Raw genomic sequence first — 18,187 nt, 5'->3', positions numbered from 1 at the left:
ATGGGACAAGCCGTTTAGCTACAGATCTTGTTGTATTTGTAGCTTATACTACATTTTGAGGTAAAACTGTCTATTGCAATTTTTGGATAAATATGCTATCATTACATTAGTTAAAAGATTTGTTTTTTTATTTACCATTGTCAATAGAGATTTATATGTGTTACAAAGAATCTATTTCTTATCTAAAAAATAATTATTTGGGCATTTAACAAGATTTTTGATGGATATTTGATGGATTTGGTGTGATATAATAAACCCACTAATACATGGCTATCGACAAGAACTGAATTTTTAGTTGCAGTGAAAGGAAGGATGACTATGAAAGCAAAAAAGAGAATGCTTGCTTTTGTACTTGCATTGTCTCTGACTGTTACGTCATTTGCAGGCTGGACCTCGCAAAGTGACAATACAGCTGACGTTAAGGCAAGTGCTTCAGTGAGCGATGTTTCTTCTGTAAGCAGCGTTTCTCCGTCTGCCCCCCTGACATTGAGCACAGATCTGGAATATGTAGGTTCCACATCTGCACTTAATACTATCAGGCTCAGACTCGATGGAAGTACCTTCAAAGAGGGTATCAGCAAGAGTGATATCCGTCTTGACAATGCGTTCAAGGAAATGAGCGTAGGAAGCGTGTCCGCTGACGGCGACACTGTTACGCTTACACTCAAAGGAACTCCCGTCAAGAACGAGCAGGTGAACATCTACGAACCTGGAAAGGTAGTCGTTCTTGCATCGGGTATCAACGGTGCAAAGGACTATGTGCAGGTGGATATACCTGTTATGTCGCCTTACTTGGGCTTTGATCCCGAGAGCATCAAAGCTGAGGGCGAAAAGATCACTGCTGATATTATCGCTTATGACATGGGCGATATAAACACTATCACAAAGGACAGTATTACAGTTGAGGGCGTAAAGGTCATCGCAGCTGAGAAGAAGGACTACAAGACCATAGCCGTTACCTTTGAAGCTGACGGTGTTAAGACAGTCAATGGCTTTGCTGCGCTTGTAAACGGCAAGAAGATCACAGTAGGCGGCAAAGAGTCCGAGGTTTATCTGCCGGGCGTTTCACTTGCAGGCTATCTTGACTACTGCGAGCAAAACGGCGAAAACCTTGACATTACACTTGACCTTTATGCAAACTGCGGTAAGTTTGCAGACAAGATCACCACAGATATGGTGTCCTTCGGCGAGCAGTTCAAGGACGCAAAGGCTCAGTCTGTCGAGATGAACGACGGCACAGCAAAGCTCAAGCTTTCAGTGCCCGCAAATGGAAAGACACCTGAGAATTTCGATCTTTACGGCGAAGTCAAGCTTTCTGCTGACGCTTTTGTGAACGATTGGGGCGAAAAGCCTGCCGCAGCTGTTTCCGAAAAGCATTTCTATACCGGCAGCAGCATGGAAAGAGATATTTCCTATAAGCCCAGCGGAACACTTGACGCTCAGACGCTGATTGATATCCAGAAGTTCACAAGAGGTCTGAATAGTAACTTTGGTACGATTGTATACTGGGGTACTACGATCGGAGGAGGCTTATCTACTGCGTGGAGTATTATTTCGAATATCCTGCAAATGACCGGCGTTATGGAGTCTGAGCACGCTCAGGTAATGAAAGCGCTGAAGAAGATCATGGAAAAGATCGACAAGATGCAGCAGACCCTGGATCAGCATACTCAGATGCTCCTGAAGATCAAGACTGATCAGCAGGCAGAAAAACTGAGAGATTTTGATAAAGCTCTTGATGAGCTGCGCTCAGCATATAAATTACTTCAAAAAATGATAACCGATGCAAAGACCGACTATTTTATGACCACATGGCTCAAGGGCGAGCCTCTGCCAGACGGCTATAAATTAGTTGACAGCGACGGAAAAGTCATAGCTGATGATGCTGAAATCCCTGACGGGTACCGTATAAAAGCTCCTAACGGTGAATACGTTACTCCTAAGAAGATACTGGATCCTGAAACAGCTTCAGAAGAAGAAATGATAGCTTACAATGAGGCTATTGTGCAGAAGGCAATAGAGACAAACAAAAATGATTATAATATCCAGGATGCAAAGTTGAAAGAATGCATATCGAGTATCACTAATCAGATCACGACCTCAGGCACCGGCATTCGGGACAACCCGATCAATGAGTTTGACTATCTGTGTTCATTGAAGTACAACTTTGATTCTCAGTCATATTTGCCAAGAGTTATGTTCAGAGAGACGATATTTACCTCACTTACTCAGGCAATGGGTATGGTAGCACTTATTAATAACGTTGCCAAGTATCCTAAAAACGCTGTTTACAATACTCTGAACCAGAAGTACCATGCTGCTGTAAAGCTCATTGACAAAAGTATTCCTTCGGGACATGATGCAAGCGAAATTAAGGCTTATCCTCACGGTAGTGAGACAGGCGCTGTTGCTACAGGCAAGTATATCAAAGAGCTTAAGCTTTCAGGTATTAAAGGCGATGGCGATGCAGCAAAGGCACTGCTTGAGAATGAGGGCTATACTGTTATCGATCAGGATCTTAACGAAGATGCCGGCGGACTCTATATTTATCTTGGCTATAAGACTACCGATAATTACGCCGAGGCTGTCAAGGATCTGAAGATCGTTACAGGAAAAGGCAATAATATGTCCTCAATGACACTTGGCTCACGGCAATATAATATTTGCCCTTACACCGGAGTTGAGAAATTCGTAAATGAGACAGGTGCCCTTAACTGCGATGCCGGCGGTACCTGGACATGGCTGTATTATACCACCGATGCTTCCTCGGACGGCAAGGCTATCGAGCGTGTGTTCTTTGATTCAAAGAGCGGTAACAGAAACTCGGCAAATATCCAGAACGTTACCGATTCAAAAGGCAAGATCTGGGATCTTAACGATGATGCCGGCGGAGACGATATCTATATGTATCAGATCATGGATCCCGAAACTCCCCAGTACATCAGCGAGATAATGACCGCAGCTGCAAGCAAAGAGGCTGATGCTAAGAAGAAGCTGACCGATAAGGGCTTTACGGTCATTAACCAGGATACCAACAAGAGCGGCGGCGGAGACTATGTATATGTAGGCTATAAGACCACCACCGATCCCAAAAAGGCTATTACAGGTCTGTATATCCGCAAAGAGAGCAAGGCAGTTTCTCTTGGAAACGTTACAAATAACGGAGTTACATATTCTCCTGTAACAGGCTGCGTGAACCTGAACAATAATTCGGGCGGAAAGTATCTGTACCTTTATTATGCCAAAGATTACAGTGAGACCGCACCTTTGCTGAAATCCATGTGGTTCAATGCAAAGAAAGACGGCTCGCTGCAGGAACAGGACTTTAACCAGGACGCAGGCGGAGATGATATCTATCTGCACACTACATATCATTCGACCTCCGAGATACTGACCAATAAGCTGGAAAACGATCCGGAATATCACCCATACTGTTATACTCTTAATTCCAGGGTAACACTTATGTATTCCGGTGATTACGATTTCTATAAAAAACCTATACATCATACTTTCACCACCGATGAGCGCAGCAGCTTTGTCAACAAAATGACAAACACCAGCCTCAGAGATGAGCTTTACTCTGCAGGCTTGCTCAGAGATGAACCGATGTTTGATAAGATGAAGAACCTGAACCTCGCTATTGATGTTACTCTTGATTGGAAATTTGTATCAGCTGCATTTAATTATGAGGGAACGACTTACATCCAAGCATTCAAGACCCCTGTTACTGTTATAAACAGCAACAGCAGCATCATAGAGAACCAGAATGGTTATCGAGCTTTAACTTATTTACCCACTGATGGACCAATATTGGATTCTTATTATAAAAACTTGACCAAATTCATTTCGTTCTACACTTATACTACCGATTATTCGGCAACGCTGCCTGTAAACAATGATTATGCGCAGTGCCTCGGCGTTAAATATGACAGTGACACATCGGAGCTGTGTTACTACATGGATTTCGGCTCGGATGTAGACCGTTCAAAAGCAGGCTTCACAACAAGCTCAATGGCTTGCGCTGCTGATAATGAGGATGCTGTAAAATCTTATAAAGCTGATAACGGTGACGATTATTTTGTAGTACGATTCAAGGTAAGTGATTCAAAGGGTGCTGAAACCGAGTCTCAGAATGCAAAATTCATATTTGACTATGACGGTTCTAAGAGCGATTATATTGAATTGCCCAAGTACGATCCGAAGAAGTACACAGTCTACTGGATGAACCATGATAAGACAGTTCTTGAAACAGATGAGGATCTTGAATACGGCACAACTCCCGAGTATAACGGTCCTACACCTACGAAAGAACCTGATAATAATTATGTCTACATCTTCAGCGGTTGGGATTCCGATGTTAAGGCAGTTACAGGTAATACATTCTACGTTGCTACCTTTGAGGCACACCAGAGGCTCAACTATGTCACAGTTGAAGCTCATGACGTGAACGGATACGATGTTCCTGCCGATCTGACAGGCGGCGGAGAATATGAATACGGTAAAACTGCTACCTTAACTGCTCCCCATATCGTAGGTTATTCCTTCGTAGGCTGGTATGAAAAGGTGAGCGATTCGCTCCTCTCGACTTCAAACACATATAGCCACACCGTTGACGGACCGATTAATCTTATTGCAAAGTATAAGCCGATCTCAAAGGTCAATGTTCAGATAAACGGCGGAAGAAATTACACGATCAACGGTGATGAGTGCAGCAACACATATTACAACCAGCATTATCTTGGTGAAAGGATCACTGTTGTTTCAAACGAAGAAAACTTTGCATTCTGGCAAAACGACTACGGAATGGTAGTATCTCGTTCCAAGGAGTACACATTCACCGTTACAGGTACAGATAAGATCATAGCTGTAACGAACACTGTATTGCAGACAAAGGTATCTATCGTCTGGGAGTCTGCTTACAATCAGATAATCAAGAGCGTTCAGCTCAAGCAGGACCAGACAACCGATGATCCTGATCTTCCGACCTACAACGGAAACAAGGCACTTGGCTGGGATTACAACTTCGACGGTGTATATGACAGCAAGGATACTCTTGAGAAAGCAAAGGAAATCGCAGCCGGAAATGATGGTAAGGTCATCGTTATCAAGCCGATCTATCAGCTCAATAACAACACTTATATCATAACTGTAAACGGCGGAGCTGTTACGAAGGGCGAAGCTAATGCTGACGGCACATTTACACAGAATACCGTTATCAGTGTTACCGCTGACGAGCCCGTGACCGGTCAGAAGTTCAGCCACTGGAGAGACGGCGCTTATAAGGTAATAAGCTACAATAAGACCTATTCGTTCTTTGCTGACAGAAACCTCACACTCTATGCCGTATATGTTGACGAAGATGAGCAGGTCGATGCAGTTGGTACAACTGAGATAATCAATATGTACAAGGATACCGTAAACAATTATCTGGTCTTTGTATCATACAGTACAGTTCCCGAGGGCTGCAGGATCGACAAAGCCGGTGTTATCGCTACAAATGATGCAAGTGTCGCAGCAAATCCTGATACCTTCAATGTGGATAGCTCAACATTTGTAAGAGGCGGTGCTTCGGATAGGATATCTGTTGAGTATACATGGACAAAGTCTAAGGTCAACGTTGGTGACACATGGTATGTAAGAGCATATCTTGTGTACACCGATAAAAACGGTAATACTCACGAGATACTTGGTGATATAGTTTCACAGACTATGTAATATAGGGGGTTGAAGTAAATGAAAGAGTATAAAGAGATCGAGCTTGAGATAATCACGTTTGAAGCAGATGATATTATAACTACCAGTGATCCGGAACGTCAGGGCAACGTGGACTAAGCTTTGGTCAGAATAGCAATTGAGGGGGACGGGGTTATCCCGTCTCCTTTTTCTTGAAAGAGAGATGTGTATGAAAAAGACTGTTTGTACGGCAGCTGCTGTGCTTCTTGCAGTGCTGACACTTGCCTTTACAGCATTTGCCGATGATACGAAATACTCACACGGGCATTACTATTATCACGTCCACGAGGGCTATGTTTCGATATGCGGCTATTTCGGCGATGAAAAGGCGGTCGAGATACCCGCAAGCATCGCAGGCAGACCTGTCTCGGAAATAGAACATAATGCTTTCAAAGGCTGCAGCAGCATTGAGCAGATAGAAGTTCCCGATACTATAATGTATTCTTATGATGATTCATTTGCGGGGGCAAGCTCGCTTAAAACGATAAGCTGCAAATCTGCTGAGGTGAAGATAATTGCCCCAAAGGGCGTTGAGGTGATCTACCCCGGCGGAAAGCAGAGCACAAAGGAAACTGCGGCAACCAAATCAACAACAGCAGGCACGAAACAAACTGCTGCAACAACAAACAAGTCGTCAGCCGCTCAGACGGGGACAAATCCAACAAGCAGTTCATCAGGCAGCGTGACGACCACTGCGCAGTCGACAACGTCACAAACAAAAGGCATATCTGACAGCGGATATGAGGCTAACAGTTCGTACAGCAGCAACGCAGACAGTGCGATTACTGAAGAGTCAAGTGACTCCGTAAAAGATCAGCAATCTGACAGTGTATCATCTTTTGATTATGAGGATACATCTTCCTCGGAAGCTGGAAAGAACAGCAGCTCTAAAAAAGGGGTTGTTATAGTTGTATCTGTTATCAGTGCACTGTGTGTGATCGCAGGCGTTTCTGTGATCGTTTTCAAGAAAAAGAGCAGATAATAAAAAACAGGCAGCATTTAATTTGCTGTCTGTTTTCTTTTTCTGATCCATTGCATTATTGATCAAAGTGTAGTATAATTATTCCGAGGTGTGAATTATGTTTACTATAAAAGAACCAAACGAAAAAGTGATCGCTTTTATCAGCACCAATCATCCCCAAACACAGGGGCTGCGTCTTGCGTGCTGGACCATTCCTTTTGAATATAATGGCGTCAAGCTGATGAAAAATACTTTAACAGGCGAGATAGTAAGTCTGACCGATGAGGAGTTTGCCGCACCCGAAAAGGTGCTTGAACTTGCAAAGCGCAGATTTGTTGTTCCGGATGATTACGACGAGACAGCACAGTATCTTCAGGCAGTAAAGCTTATCAGGATAACTCAGCCTGAAAGTAAGGGACTTAAAACGTACACCATTCTGCCTACAACAGCTTGTAACGCTCGCTGCGTTTACTGTTACGAGGAAGGCTATCCGGTCAAAACAATGACAAAAGAAACCGCTGACAAACTTGTTGACTTTATCTGCGAAACAAGGCAGGATGATGAAATAACGCTGTCGTGGTTCGGCGGAGAGCCTACTGTTTGTGCAGATACGATATCTCGTGTCTGCGGTGAGCTTGAAAGCAGAGGAGTACCCTTTAAATCTAAGCTTATAACCAATGCAAGCCTTATAACCAAGCAGCTTGCCCAAGAAATGAAAAGGGTATGGCATCTTAAAAATGTGCAGGTATCCCTTGACGGCAGCCGCCGTGACTATATGGCACGCAAGCAGTATATCAACCCTGTAAAGCATAATTATGATACAGTCATGGCTGCTATCAGATATATGGCTGATGAGGAGATAAAGATCCAGCTAAGGGTCAATTTTGATAAAGGAAACCTAGTTGATATGCAGTCGTTTATCGACGAAATGGAAATGCTCTTCGGAGAGTATGATAACGTCAGAATGTATCTGTATATGCTTTTTCAGCAGCAGCACAAAAGCGATTGTCTTGATGTGTATAAAGATTATTATGAGCTTCTTTTGAAAAATTACGATAAAAGAATTCTTAAAAGAAAATCCGGCAAAAGCGAATTTCGCACAAATTATTGTATGGCGGACAACCTTGATAAAAGTATCGTGATAGATCCGCAGGGAGCTTTTTATAACTGCGAGCATCTGCCGGGCAATGAAAACAGCTGGGGAAATGTCTTTGACGGAGTTACCGATCAAAATGTTTTTGATGAGCTTTGTTCACCCAGCGACGTGGATAAAAAGTGCGTTGGCTGTGCGTTCCTGCCCCAGTGTACTCGGTTTTATCGTGCTCATTGTCCAAATTCCTTTGACTACTGCATTGAGCAGAACAAAATGAAAACTGATTTTGAACTAAAAATACTCGCTGAGCAGCTGCTTCAGCATGAGCTGTCGGACAAGAGAAAATGATGAGATCTCAGCTGCATCTTTTCCATGTCATTTTAATCAAAGAAAATCCATCAAACCAATGAATCTTCCTTGTCAATAAAGGCGATGACAACATCAGACTCCCGGTCAAACCACATATTCTTCCTGAACTTTTCAAGACCGCTTATCGTTACCGAAATAACAGAGCCGGGTTCATTCTTTTCCTGCTTTTTTTTGTCTGTTTCGGCAACGGTGATAATTGTTCTGAAGCCAAGCTCACTGAGCTCCTTCACAGCATCGTCTTTATCCATACCTGTAAAGTGACTGCTGCCGGAACCTACCTTGATGTATCCGTTATGCTCGTCGGCGGATTTTCTTTGATTATCCACCCGGTAATATGTTATAAGGCATTTCTCGTTTTTATCTATAAGGTCGCCCGTCAGATATTCTCTGCTTTTTCCGATCATTACACCAACGGTCTGACCATCCTTGCCGGGAAGATCTTTGCCGAAAACCATGCTGTATGCAATGTGTGTAAAACCTGCAGCTTGCAGTTTCTGACCGATTATTTCATGTTTTTGACCTATAAAATCAGACGGATTGCCCGGAACAGGTATCATATCACTGTTCACCACGCCGTTTCTTTCGTCTTTTACATACTTGCAGATCTTTGTAAAGGCATCCGTATTTGCCCAATCCTGACAGGTGCGTGCCCTGACAACGCAAAGCGGGTGGTCCTTGCGTTTCATATTGTTTATTTCAAAAGTCCTGTTGTTTTTGGTTTTTTTCAGTTCGATCTCATACTCTTCAGCCTGGGCGAGAAACGCTGCTGCATCAGGCTTGAACGGAAAACCTTTTCCGTAGCCTGCATAGTGCATGCAAACTTCGGTCAGCTTTTCACTCGTTCCGTCAATGACTGCCGCAACCCTGTCTGCGGAATACTCGCTTGCTCTCATCCAGTGATTGAAGCCCATTTCCAATGGTGCGGACAAAAGCGAACTGAGACTGCTGATTATGCCTTTCTTTATGACAAGGTGTGCAATAGTGGTATAAAGCACATGACCGCAGATTATATGTCCGCATTCATGTGCAAGCACAGTTGGGATAAGCTCTGTTGGCACACAATCCAAAAGCCCGGTCGTAAGAACTATCATCGGCTTTTTTTCGCCTATGGTGTAAGAATTCGGGTATGGGTTGCTCTCAATATACAGCTCGGGAACATCAATACACAGATCCTCGCATAAAGAGCACAGCATTTGGTGATACTGCGGCAGCTGTTTTTCGCTGACTTTTAATTTTGAAGACAGCATAGCTACCCTGAAATTCTGCTCGCTCCATACTTTCATAAATGCTTTGAATAACATCGAAAACCCTGGAATTGCTTTGAGCTTTTTCAGGGTTTTTCTGTCCTGCGGACAAATAAAGATGCTTGGATTTATAGACATAATACTGCCTCCATTCAAAAGTATTACTTGTCATCCTTCAGCTGTTTACAGCAGCGGGGAAATGACTCTCAGCAGGTTGTTGCCGAAAGTGCGCCAGAATCCGACTTTTATAGAATCAAGCGTCCATTGCTCACACTTGCTCTGTGTATCAAGATAGTCCTGTTTAAGTGTTTTGATTATATCAGCCTTGTAGAAAACAGAGTTGCATTCAAAGTGAAGGAAAAGGCTTCTGTAATCAAGATTGACAGTTCCTATGCCTGCGATCTTATCATCGGCAATAAATGCCTTGGCGTGAACAAATCCGGGAGTGTATTCGTAAACTTTTACACCGGCTGAAATAAGGTCTTTGTAGTGGCTCCTTGACATCTTGTGAACCATCTTTTTGTCGGCTATTCCGGGGGTTATAAGCCTTACGTCCACGCCTCTTTTAGCGGCTCTTATGAACGCATCAAAAAGAGTATCGCCAAGCAGAAGGTAAGGAGTGTAGAACCAGATGTAGTCTGTTGCCGCACTCAGCATATCAGTGAACAGCTCGTTACTGGTATGCTCATCACGCATAGGAGAATCGTAATACGGTAAGATATAACCGTTGTCCGAAGCAGCTGTGCTCTTTTGCTGAGTAAGATATTCCTGGGGTATCTTGTGCTTTGAAAATGCGTTCCAGAACTGTGCGAACATATATTTATAGCTGTTCACCGCATCGCCTGTAAGGCGGAAACCGATATCCTTCCAGTGACCGAATTTTTCCACAGCATTGATGTACTCGTCTGCAAGATTAACACCGCCGCTGTAAGCCACCTCGCCGTCAATAACCATTATCTTTCTGTGATCTCTGTTGTTGAGCTGAGATCTTATAAGGAAGAACGGATTGAAGGGTATGCACTGTATCCCTTTTTCTCTGAGAGCACGAATTTCTTTCAGCGAATATGTGCCTATGCTTCCAAGGTCGTCGTACATTACCCTTACATCTACTCCCTCGGCTGCTCTTTGTGCAAGAATATCCGTCAGCGTGTCCCAGAACTTGCCTGATTCAATAATGAAATACTCTATAAAGACATACTTTTTGGCTTTTTTAAGATCCTCACACATATCCGGGAACATATCGTCCCCAAGGGGATAGTATTTTGACGTACCGTTTTTGCAAACAGGGAAGCCTGTTGACTGTGACAGATGCTCCAGCGACTGTCCAAGACGAAGGTCGTCTTTTTTTATTTGTGCAATTATCTCGGGGCAATCTGAAACATCGGGTTCAGCAACAGTTTGTTTTGCCTGCTCAAGCTTTTTAAGCAGATTTTTTCCTGTGCTTTTATGACCAAGCATAAGGTAAAGCATAGCACCGAAAATAGGCAGAGCTACTATGACCAGTACCCACAGCAGTCTGTAAGAGCTTTCATCTCTCTTTGCCACAAGATAAGTCACAAAAAGTACCGCAAGCACAGAGAACACGATGTGAAGAACTGTTCCCAGATGCTTATTCATAACTCCGTTGAGATTAGTGAGAAAAACGAAAAACCAAGCGACCTGCAAAACTATTGCAGGCAGTACAACAAGTACCTTACCGATGATTTTTTTCATTATCCATCAATCCTTTTCTTTGATATAATGTCGGTGCATAATCTTTTCAACAATAGCGGAAAATACCGTGATTACCGATCTTAAACTACAGGAACAAGAGGTAATTCAAAACTATCTTTTTGGGATGTTTTAGCCGTTTTATCCGTTTGAGCTGTTGAAACTGTTTGCTTATCGCTCGTTTCAGGAGTCTTTCCGTTGGTCGTAGTTGTTTCTTTTTTGGCCTCGGAAGATGTCCCGCCGGAAGCATCGGTATTGTTTCCGGACCTGTTATCTGCTGATGATGTAACTGCATTTTCCGAATCGTTTTTGCTATCGACGGCAGTATCCGATTCTTTTTCTGTTGATGCATCAGAGTCTGTTCCCTTGAACTCTCCGCCCCATGCTCCGCTGTCCGTGCTATCTTTATCTTCTTGTTTGCTTGTGATAGAAGAACTTTCTGAAGACCCGTCCTCATCAACATGGGAACTGCTGTCTTTTCCACACGCAGTAAATAGCAGCGTGCAAAGTAATATTAAGGTGATTTTTCTTTTCATAGTGTTCCTTTCATACAGAATAAACGACAAAGCAGCCTTGACTGTTTTGCCGTTATTAAGTTTTTTATCATCCAGCAGGCATTGGCTCAGTTTCCGTACTACAGTCTGTTTGGCTCGGACAGCTTGTTGTGATAACATCCTCTGACTGAAACCTGATGATCTCAATTTCTAATTCCGAATACTCTTTTTTCATCACTTTTACTCCCCTTTGTTATTGATTAAAGTAAATTTTTGCCGTTTCGCTGTACTCATACATTGCCTTGACTGTGCTTTTCAGCTTTTCGTTTGTGCTGTTTGCAAGTACAAGATAACAGTATGAATATGCGCTGACTGTTGCGTTTCCCTTATCTCCAAAGGTAAATTCATAGTTGTCGCGAAGATGATGTGCAGGGATATTATCTATCTCAACATAATTCATATCTCTTGCCGTGCCTGTTTTTAAAGTTACACTTTCATCCCCGCAAAATGCTGTGATGTCATCTATCTTGTCGCCTTTGTAGTAAATTCTGAGTGCTGTCTTGGAGTCAAGGCTGAGCGAAACGCTCAATCCTTCCACAGCAAATCCGCTGCTCTTCTCAATCTGCTTTGATTCAAAGGTACTTGCATTAACGCCTGTTACTTCTGTCGTATCGCATATCGCAGCTGTATCGCTGCTTATCTGTTTGCTTGCGATAAGATAATCTCTTGACCACGCTCCGTAGTTCTGCATTTTGCCTGCGAGGGTCTTGAGTTTGTCAGAAGCCTTATCGCTGTTCTTTGCTGTTTCGATGTAGTCATTTACAGCATACCTGTAAACTTCATAGCTGCTTGTTTTTGCAGAGTTCCAAAGCTCATGCTGAACGTTGTTTTCATCAAAAAGCGTAAACTCGACTTTTTCGCCCATCTGCGGTGCATATACAGGGCAGCTTACCTTGTATGCCTTTTCAGCAGTGTCGAATATTTCGTCGGTCAGTTCAACTTTCTTAGCATCAGTATCGTTGGGTCCCTTGACCTTTACATAACCACTTCCGATGTTGTTTCCCGGTTTGATGTAAAGGTTTACACCTATCTCGCCGTCAACAGAAACGCTTGCGCTGCTGATGTAACTCTGTGCGTCCTCGTCCTCTTCAAACTCGGCAGAAACTACCACGCTCTCGGAAGGCATCGTGAATGTGTACTTTGTTTCGCTTACCTTGGTCAGCTCCAATGTATCCTTGTTTTTGGCTTTGACAACACGGATTTTATCAAGAGCATAGCCGCTGCCCGGTGTAACTGTCAGTGTAACAGTATCGCCATCTTTTGCAGTTTCCTTATCAGCAGAAACGGTCCCGCCTGTGCTTCTGGAAATATAAATTGTGCTTTCAGAATTCTTGGTTATTTCCGCCGAGATCACGATCATATTGTTTTTTATGTCGCTTGTTTCGGTAAACGAAGGCAGCGTCAGCTGATATTTGCCGTTATCAGGCCCTATCTCGATCGGGGCGGAATAAACGTAATTGTTATTAGTGTCAACCCCGTCCATTATTTTATAGGTGACCTTGCTCACGCTGTAACCCGGATCAGCGTCAACACCGAATTCAAACACTTCACCCGCTGCGGCATAAGCAGCGTCATCGGTAAGGTCTGCGCGGAAGCTGCCGTTAACTAAAGTGTCAAATTTTATCTGATAAAGATCTTCCTTTACAGATGTGAATGTCATATCATTGGTGATTTTTACGTTCTCTCCCTGTTCATAGACCTTACCGGAGGTATCGCCGCTCAGTTTCCAGCCCGTTACTCTGTAAAAAGACGTCGGAATGACATTGCCAAACAATGCCCTGTTTTCATAGTCGGGCAGTTCAAATTCCTGATTTCTTGCAACATCAGCATAAGAATTCCCTGATTCTACAAGCGTTACTGTGCAGGTCCCCGACATATAACCGCATTCGCAGTCAGAACCCTTGTGTGCTTCCGTTTTATTCAGCCCGCAGTATTTGCATTTTACAGTATGAGTATTGTTTTTCTTGTTTATCGAATAAGACAGTCCGCTTTTACCGTTGACATCTTTGTGATTGCATTCTGTGATATGTACATCATTTTCTGCATGACATTTATCCGTGCGGCTGCCGGCTTTTGCGGTACCCGACCAACCCTCCTTCTCTCTAAAAAGCCGGTAGTCAACACGCATACATTTCCCGGTTTTGTTATTGTCTTTTGAAATATAAAGTGTTCCGGTTTTTTCATCCAGGGCTCCGCGGCCGATCGCATGACTATCGGCAAGCTGCGGATCATTGCTCAAGAGATCGATCGTGATATCTCCGCCGCCAATATAAACGGTACCGCCCTCGCCGCCTTCATCAAAGGTTCCCTCGCGGCCGCCGCCGATACCGGCAGCCTCATATCCGCTGGTGATTTTTATTTTTCCGCCGTTAATATACGCTTTGCCTTGCATATTGCCTTGGAATCCTGCGCCGATGCCCGCACCTCCGGAGCCGCCGATTATTTTGAGATCGCTGTTATCGCCGCATTCGATCGTGATTTCGCCTTTCATATCGCCGTTGGGGAACGGCCATTCACCTCTGCCGGCACCAATGCCTGCTGCACCGATTCCGCCTTGTGCGGTAAGCTTCGTTGTATCGCCGCTGATGAAGATCGTTCCGCTCATGTCTTCATCCCAGCCGCCGCCGATGCCTGCTCCGGCATGGACATTATCTATTTCACTGATTCCGCCGCCTTTGGCAGTGATCTCTCCGCCATAGATGTTGATACCGCCGCCGTCATCCTTTTTGCGAAGATTGCCGCCTTCTTCACCGGCACCGATGCCGGCACCGCCTTCACCGCCTGTGGCTGTGATCTTACCGTCGTAGATGTGGATGCCGAAGGTACCTTCCTCGTCGCCGCCGCCAATACCTGCGCCGTGCTTTTCACTGCTTGCGGTTATATCTCCGCCGTAGATATAGGTGCGTGCACCGGGCTGTTCATCGCCGCCGCCGATGCCTGCACCGTCCATACCGCCATTTGCGGTTATCTTTCCTGCGTAAATGGTGATAGTTGGTGAGCTTGCATCAGGATCCTGACCGCCCTCACCGCCGCCGATACCGGCACCGTGATGACCGCCTGTGGCTTCTATCTCTGTGCCGTGGATAGTAATATTGCCGTTTGTTTCGTCGTCTTTTCCGCCGATGCCTGCGGCGTATTTCATTCCGTTGGCAACGATCTTTCCGCCGCCGTAGATGTTAAGCGTTGCATATGCTTTGTTTTTATCATAGCCGCAGCCGATACCCTGCTTGCAGGTGAGGGTAACCCCCTTGGGAACGACAATGTTTGCCGTGCAGCCTTTTCTGATGTAGAGATAATCCTCGACTGTGGTGTTTTGTGTGACAACATAAGTTCCGCTCAGAATTCCATTTCCGTCTTCACTGTTCTTGATGATGTCCTTAGTGACTACCTTGTAGTCAGTGATCGTTTTAGTCGTTTCAGACAGCGTCTTTGTGCTATTGTTCCAGCTGTATACTGTGTAAGATACAGCTTCCTGTGCTGCACTCGCTGTCAGCGAAAAACCATCAAATAGACCGATGCCGCCAAGTTCGGCAGGCAGGCTCGAACCTATCATTGCCAGAGCTACAGCAAATGCCGCCAAACGCTTAACTATTTTTCCTTTCATATGGTGTCCTCCTTACGGTTGATGAACTATCAATTTATACTCCTTTACATTTTATCACACGGTATCCATCAAATATCCATCAAGCAAAGCAAGTCTTATTATTTTTCTTTGCAACAAAAAAAGGGTCACTTTCAATCAAAAGTGATCCCTTTTCGCTGTTATTAACAAGATCTAAAAGCTATCCGACAGGCATTGGTGTGAGTTCCGACCCACAGTCAGTCTGTGTTGAACAGCTTGTTACGATAACATCCTCCGACTGGAACCTGATGACCTCAATTTCCAATTACAAATACTCTTTTTTCATCACTTTTACTCCCCTTTGTTATTGATTAAAGTAAATTTTTGCCGTTTCGCTGTACTCATACATTGCCTTGACTGTGCTTTTCAGCTTTTCGTTTGTGCTGTTTGCAAGTACAAGATAACAGTATGAATATGCGCTGACTGTCGCTGTTCCCTTGTCGCCAAAGGTAAATTCATAGTTGTCGCGAAGATGATGTGCAGGGATATTATCTATCTCAACATAATTCATATCTCTTGCCGTGCCTGTTTTTAAAGTTACACTTTCATCCCCGCAAAATGCTGTGATGTCATCTATCTTGTCGCCTTTGTAGTAAATTCTGAGTGCTGTCTTGGAGTCAAGGCTGAGCGAAACGCTCAATCCTTCCACAACAAAGCTGTCGCTCTTGATGATCTTGCAGTCTTCAAATGTACCTACGCCAACATCTTCTACATCTTTCGCCGTGGCTATCGCAGCTGTATCGCTGCTTATCTGTTTGCTTGCGATAAGGTAATCTCTTGACCACGCTCCGTAGTTCTGCATTTTGCCTGCGAGAGTTTTGAGTTTATAAGAAGCCTTTTCGTTGATCTTAGCTGTTTCGATGTAGTCGTTCACAGAATAACTGTAAACTTCGTAGCTGTCCGTTTTTGCAGAGTTCCATATCTCGTGCTGGTCGTTGTTTTTGTTGTACAGCGTGAACTCGACTTTTTCGCCCATCTGCGGAGCATATACAGGACAGCTTACCTTGTAGGCGTTCTGATCGATGTCATACAATTCACTATTGAGATCTACTCTCTTTGCCTCGGTATCGTTTGGTCCTTTGACCATAACATAAGCGCCATCGCCGATGAGATTGCCGAGCTTGATGTAGAGGTTAACACCTATCTCGCCGTTAAGGGAGAGGCTTGCGCTGCTGATGTAGTTTTTGTCCGCTTCCACGGTAACTGTACAGGTATCTGTCTTATCATCATCGGTTTCTTCTGTTCCGTTTGTGGCGGTTGCGGTTATGGTGGCTGTGCCTTCGCTGACAGCGGTCACAACACCGCTTTCATCTACCGTTGCTACTGTTTCATCACTGCTTTTCCATGTCACAGTGCCAACAGAATTTATAGGACTTACAGTTGCGCTCAGCGTTTCCTTGCCGCCGACAGCGATAGTTGTTTCAGACTTGTTGAGGGATACTTCGGCGACATCGGCAACAGGTTCGATACGCACCCAATAATAATAATAATAATAATAAATGTCTAATGGAGCAGTGATCCTTAAAACCTTTAAGCTGTCGTCTCTATTGTCCTTCCCTGTGAAAAACATATTATCGGCAAATTTTACTTCTCCATCGCCATTATTATAGATCGCCCCGCTAAACGTATCAGAATAAGCAGTGGTTCTTCCGCCGTTTATCGTCAGATCGCCGGACGGATAATTATAGGTGCTGTTAGCACTTTTGTTAAGAAGAATGCCGCGGCTGTTGCCGTGGAATGTCACATCGCCGCCGTTTATCGTCAGTGTTCCAAGAGTTAAAACGCCGTAGATTCCGGCTTTAGTGGTCACCCTGCCGCTGTTTACCGTCATGCTTGAATTTTCACGAAGGCTGATGCTATTTCCTTTGCTGCATATAGGATTCAGCACTCCCGCATTATCACCTTCGCTCTGCCCATAGACGGTCAGGCTGTTGTTTTCTTTGACTTCGATAGCAAATGGGGATTCCTGATAATTATCGGGATTTTTGGAATCGGTATTATTAACGGTCATCTTTGCATTGTCGCAGAGGATAAGATGAACATCGCCTTTTATCCTGACCAGACCGTTGATCGTTACGTTGCTGTTTACAATATACCATCCCGAATCCAGATCCAGATCGCCGTCAGTGCTCTGGATAACGTTGTAGAGCTTGCAGGCGTTATCGCCATTCTTTTCAACGACCGCCTTATTATCTGCGTCCCAGTCAAGATACGCAATAGGTGTAAGCACCATTATTGTGCAGGTAGCTGTCTTATCGTCAGCTGTGTTTGAATTGGTACCGTTTGTAGCGGTCGCAGTGATAGTCGCAGTGCCGGGTGCTACAGCTGTAACATTGCCGGTTTGATCAACTGTTGCAACGTCCGTATTGTCGCTCAACCATACTACGTCTTTGTGATCAGCAACTTCCTGGATAACTCTTGCTTTAAGCTTCACTTGCGAGCCAACGCCGAGGGTTTCAGCGGTCTTGTTGAGCAGTACGCCTTTGACGTCGTCCGATTTGGGCTCATAGCAGACCGTTACACTGCTGATCTGTACCATATCATTCTTGCCATACGCTTCAACAATAAACGTCCCGGCATAAATATCATTAACGGTGGCAGTTGTTTCGGTGTAAGTTACAGTTCCTATATTTGATTTTAATATTTCTATATTATAATGTGATGCGGTAAACTCTGCTTTCGTTATTACATACCCGGTCGGAGCACTGACTGTTGCATGTTTTTCGGCCGTAACAAAGAAGCCGCCTCCGCTTTGTGTGTCACCCGGGTCATCAACTTCAATAGTAACACCGTTTTGGGTGTAAGATGGTTGTGCTGTGTTGGTGGCAGCCGCCATTCACATCTTCATCGGCACCCTTAGCTGATTGACGCAAGCGTGTGTAAACTACTGTAAAAAAAACA

The 18,187-nt window shown here is 44.3% G+C and carries 8 protein-coding genes; 3 read left to right on the top strand and 5 right to left on the bottom strand.

The window, feature by feature from the left end:
- The first annotated feature begins 318 nt into the window (after positions 1 to 318).
- From T494_RS0100625 to T494_RS0100610, 3 genes are all read left to right on the top strand, one after another.
- Positions 319 to 5,715: a hypothetical protein gene (locus T494_RS0100625; RefSeq protein ID WP_028504627.1), complete on the top strand. Its 5,397-nt coding sequence runs from the start codon at positions 319 to 321 to the stop codon at positions 5,713 to 5,715.
- Positions 5,716 to 5,902: 187 nt separating this feature from the next.
- A complete protein-coding gene (locus tag T494_RS0100615; protein WP_028504626.1) occupies positions 5,903 to 6,715 on the top strand; it encodes a leucine-rich repeat protein in 813 nt (270 codons plus the stop codon).
- Positions 6,716 to 6,812: 97 nt separating this feature from the next.
- Positions 6,813 to 8,135 (top strand): radical SAM protein, encoded by a 1,323-nt coding sequence (locus T494_RS0100610; RefSeq protein ID WP_028504625.1) that lies wholly within the window; start codon positions 6,813 to 6,815, stop codon positions 8,133 to 8,135.
- Positions 8,136 to 8,185: 50 nt separating this feature from the next.
- On the opposite strand, the gene T494_RS13215 is transcribed toward T494_RS0100610, so the two are convergent.
- From T494_RS13215 to T494_RS13575, 5 genes are all read right to left on the bottom strand, one after another.
- Positions 8,186 to 9,457 carry a M48 family metalloprotease gene (locus tag T494_RS13215; RefSeq protein ID WP_242836350.1) on the bottom strand — a complete coding sequence of 424 codons (1,272 nt, stop codon included), beginning with the start codon at positions 9,455 to 9,457 and terminating at the stop codon, positions 8,186 to 8,188.
- Positions 9,458 to 9,583: 126 nt separating this feature from the next.
- Positions 9,584 to 11,113, bottom strand: coding sequence for a cardiolipin synthase (gene cls, locus T494_RS0100600; protein ID WP_028504624.1), 1,530 nt, complete (start codon positions 11,111 to 11,113; stop codon positions 9,584 to 9,586).
- A gap of 80 nt (positions 11,114 to 11,193) precedes the next feature.
- Complete coding sequence (locus T494_RS0100595) at positions 11,194 to 11,811, bottom strand: hypothetical protein (protein ID WP_155983990.1); 618 nt, start codon at positions 11,809 to 11,811, stop codon at positions 11,194 to 11,196.
- A gap of 46 nt (positions 11,812 to 11,857) precedes the next feature.
- Positions 11,858 to 15,268, bottom strand: coding sequence for a hypothetical protein (locus T494_RS0100590; protein WP_028504622.1), 3,411 nt, complete (start codon positions 15,266 to 15,268; stop codon positions 11,858 to 11,860).
- A gap of 322 nt (positions 15,269 to 15,590) precedes the next feature.
- Positions 15,591 to 18,122, bottom strand: coding sequence for an Ig-like domain-containing protein (locus tag T494_RS13575; RefSeq protein ID WP_081777171.1), 2,532 nt, complete (start codon positions 18,120 to 18,122; stop codon positions 15,591 to 15,593).
- Positions 18,123 to 18,187: the final 65 nt, after the last annotated feature.

The sequence above is a fragment of the Ruminococcus sp. FC2018 genome (assembly GCF_000621805.1).
Classification (GTDB): Bacteria; Bacillota; Clostridia; order Oscillospirales; family Ruminococcaceae; genus Hominimerdicola.
This window is presented reverse-complemented; position numbering and strand designations above follow the sequence as displayed.

Bases quoted from the DNA above. Each gene is read 5' to 3' on its own strand.
- T494_RS0100625 (WP_028504627.1), top strand. From the start codon at position 319: ATGAAAGCAAAAAAGAGAATGCTTGCTTTTGTACTTGCATTGTCTCTG.
- T494_RS0100615 (WP_028504626.1), top strand. From the start codon at position 5,903: ATGAAAAAGACTGTTTGTACGGCAGCTGCTGTGCTTCTTGCAGTGCTG.
- T494_RS0100610 (WP_028504625.1), top strand. From the start codon at position 6,813: ATGTTTACTATAAAAGAACCAAACGAAAAAGTGATCGCTTTTATCAGC.
- T494_RS13215 (WP_242836350.1), bottom strand. From the start codon at position 9,457: ATGTTATTCAAAGCATTTATGAAAGTATGGAGCGAGCAGAATTTCAGG.
- cls (WP_028504624.1), bottom strand. From the start codon at position 11,113: ATGAAAAAAATCATCGGTAAGGTACTTGTTGTACTGCCTGCAATAGTT.
- T494_RS0100590 (WP_028504622.1), bottom strand. From the start codon at position 15,268: ATGAAAGGAAAAATAGTTAAGCGTTTGGCGGCATTTGCTGTAGCTCTG.
- T494_RS13575 (WP_081777171.1), bottom strand. From the start codon at position 18,122: ATGGCGGCTGCCACCAACACAGCACAACCATCTTACACCCAAAACGGT.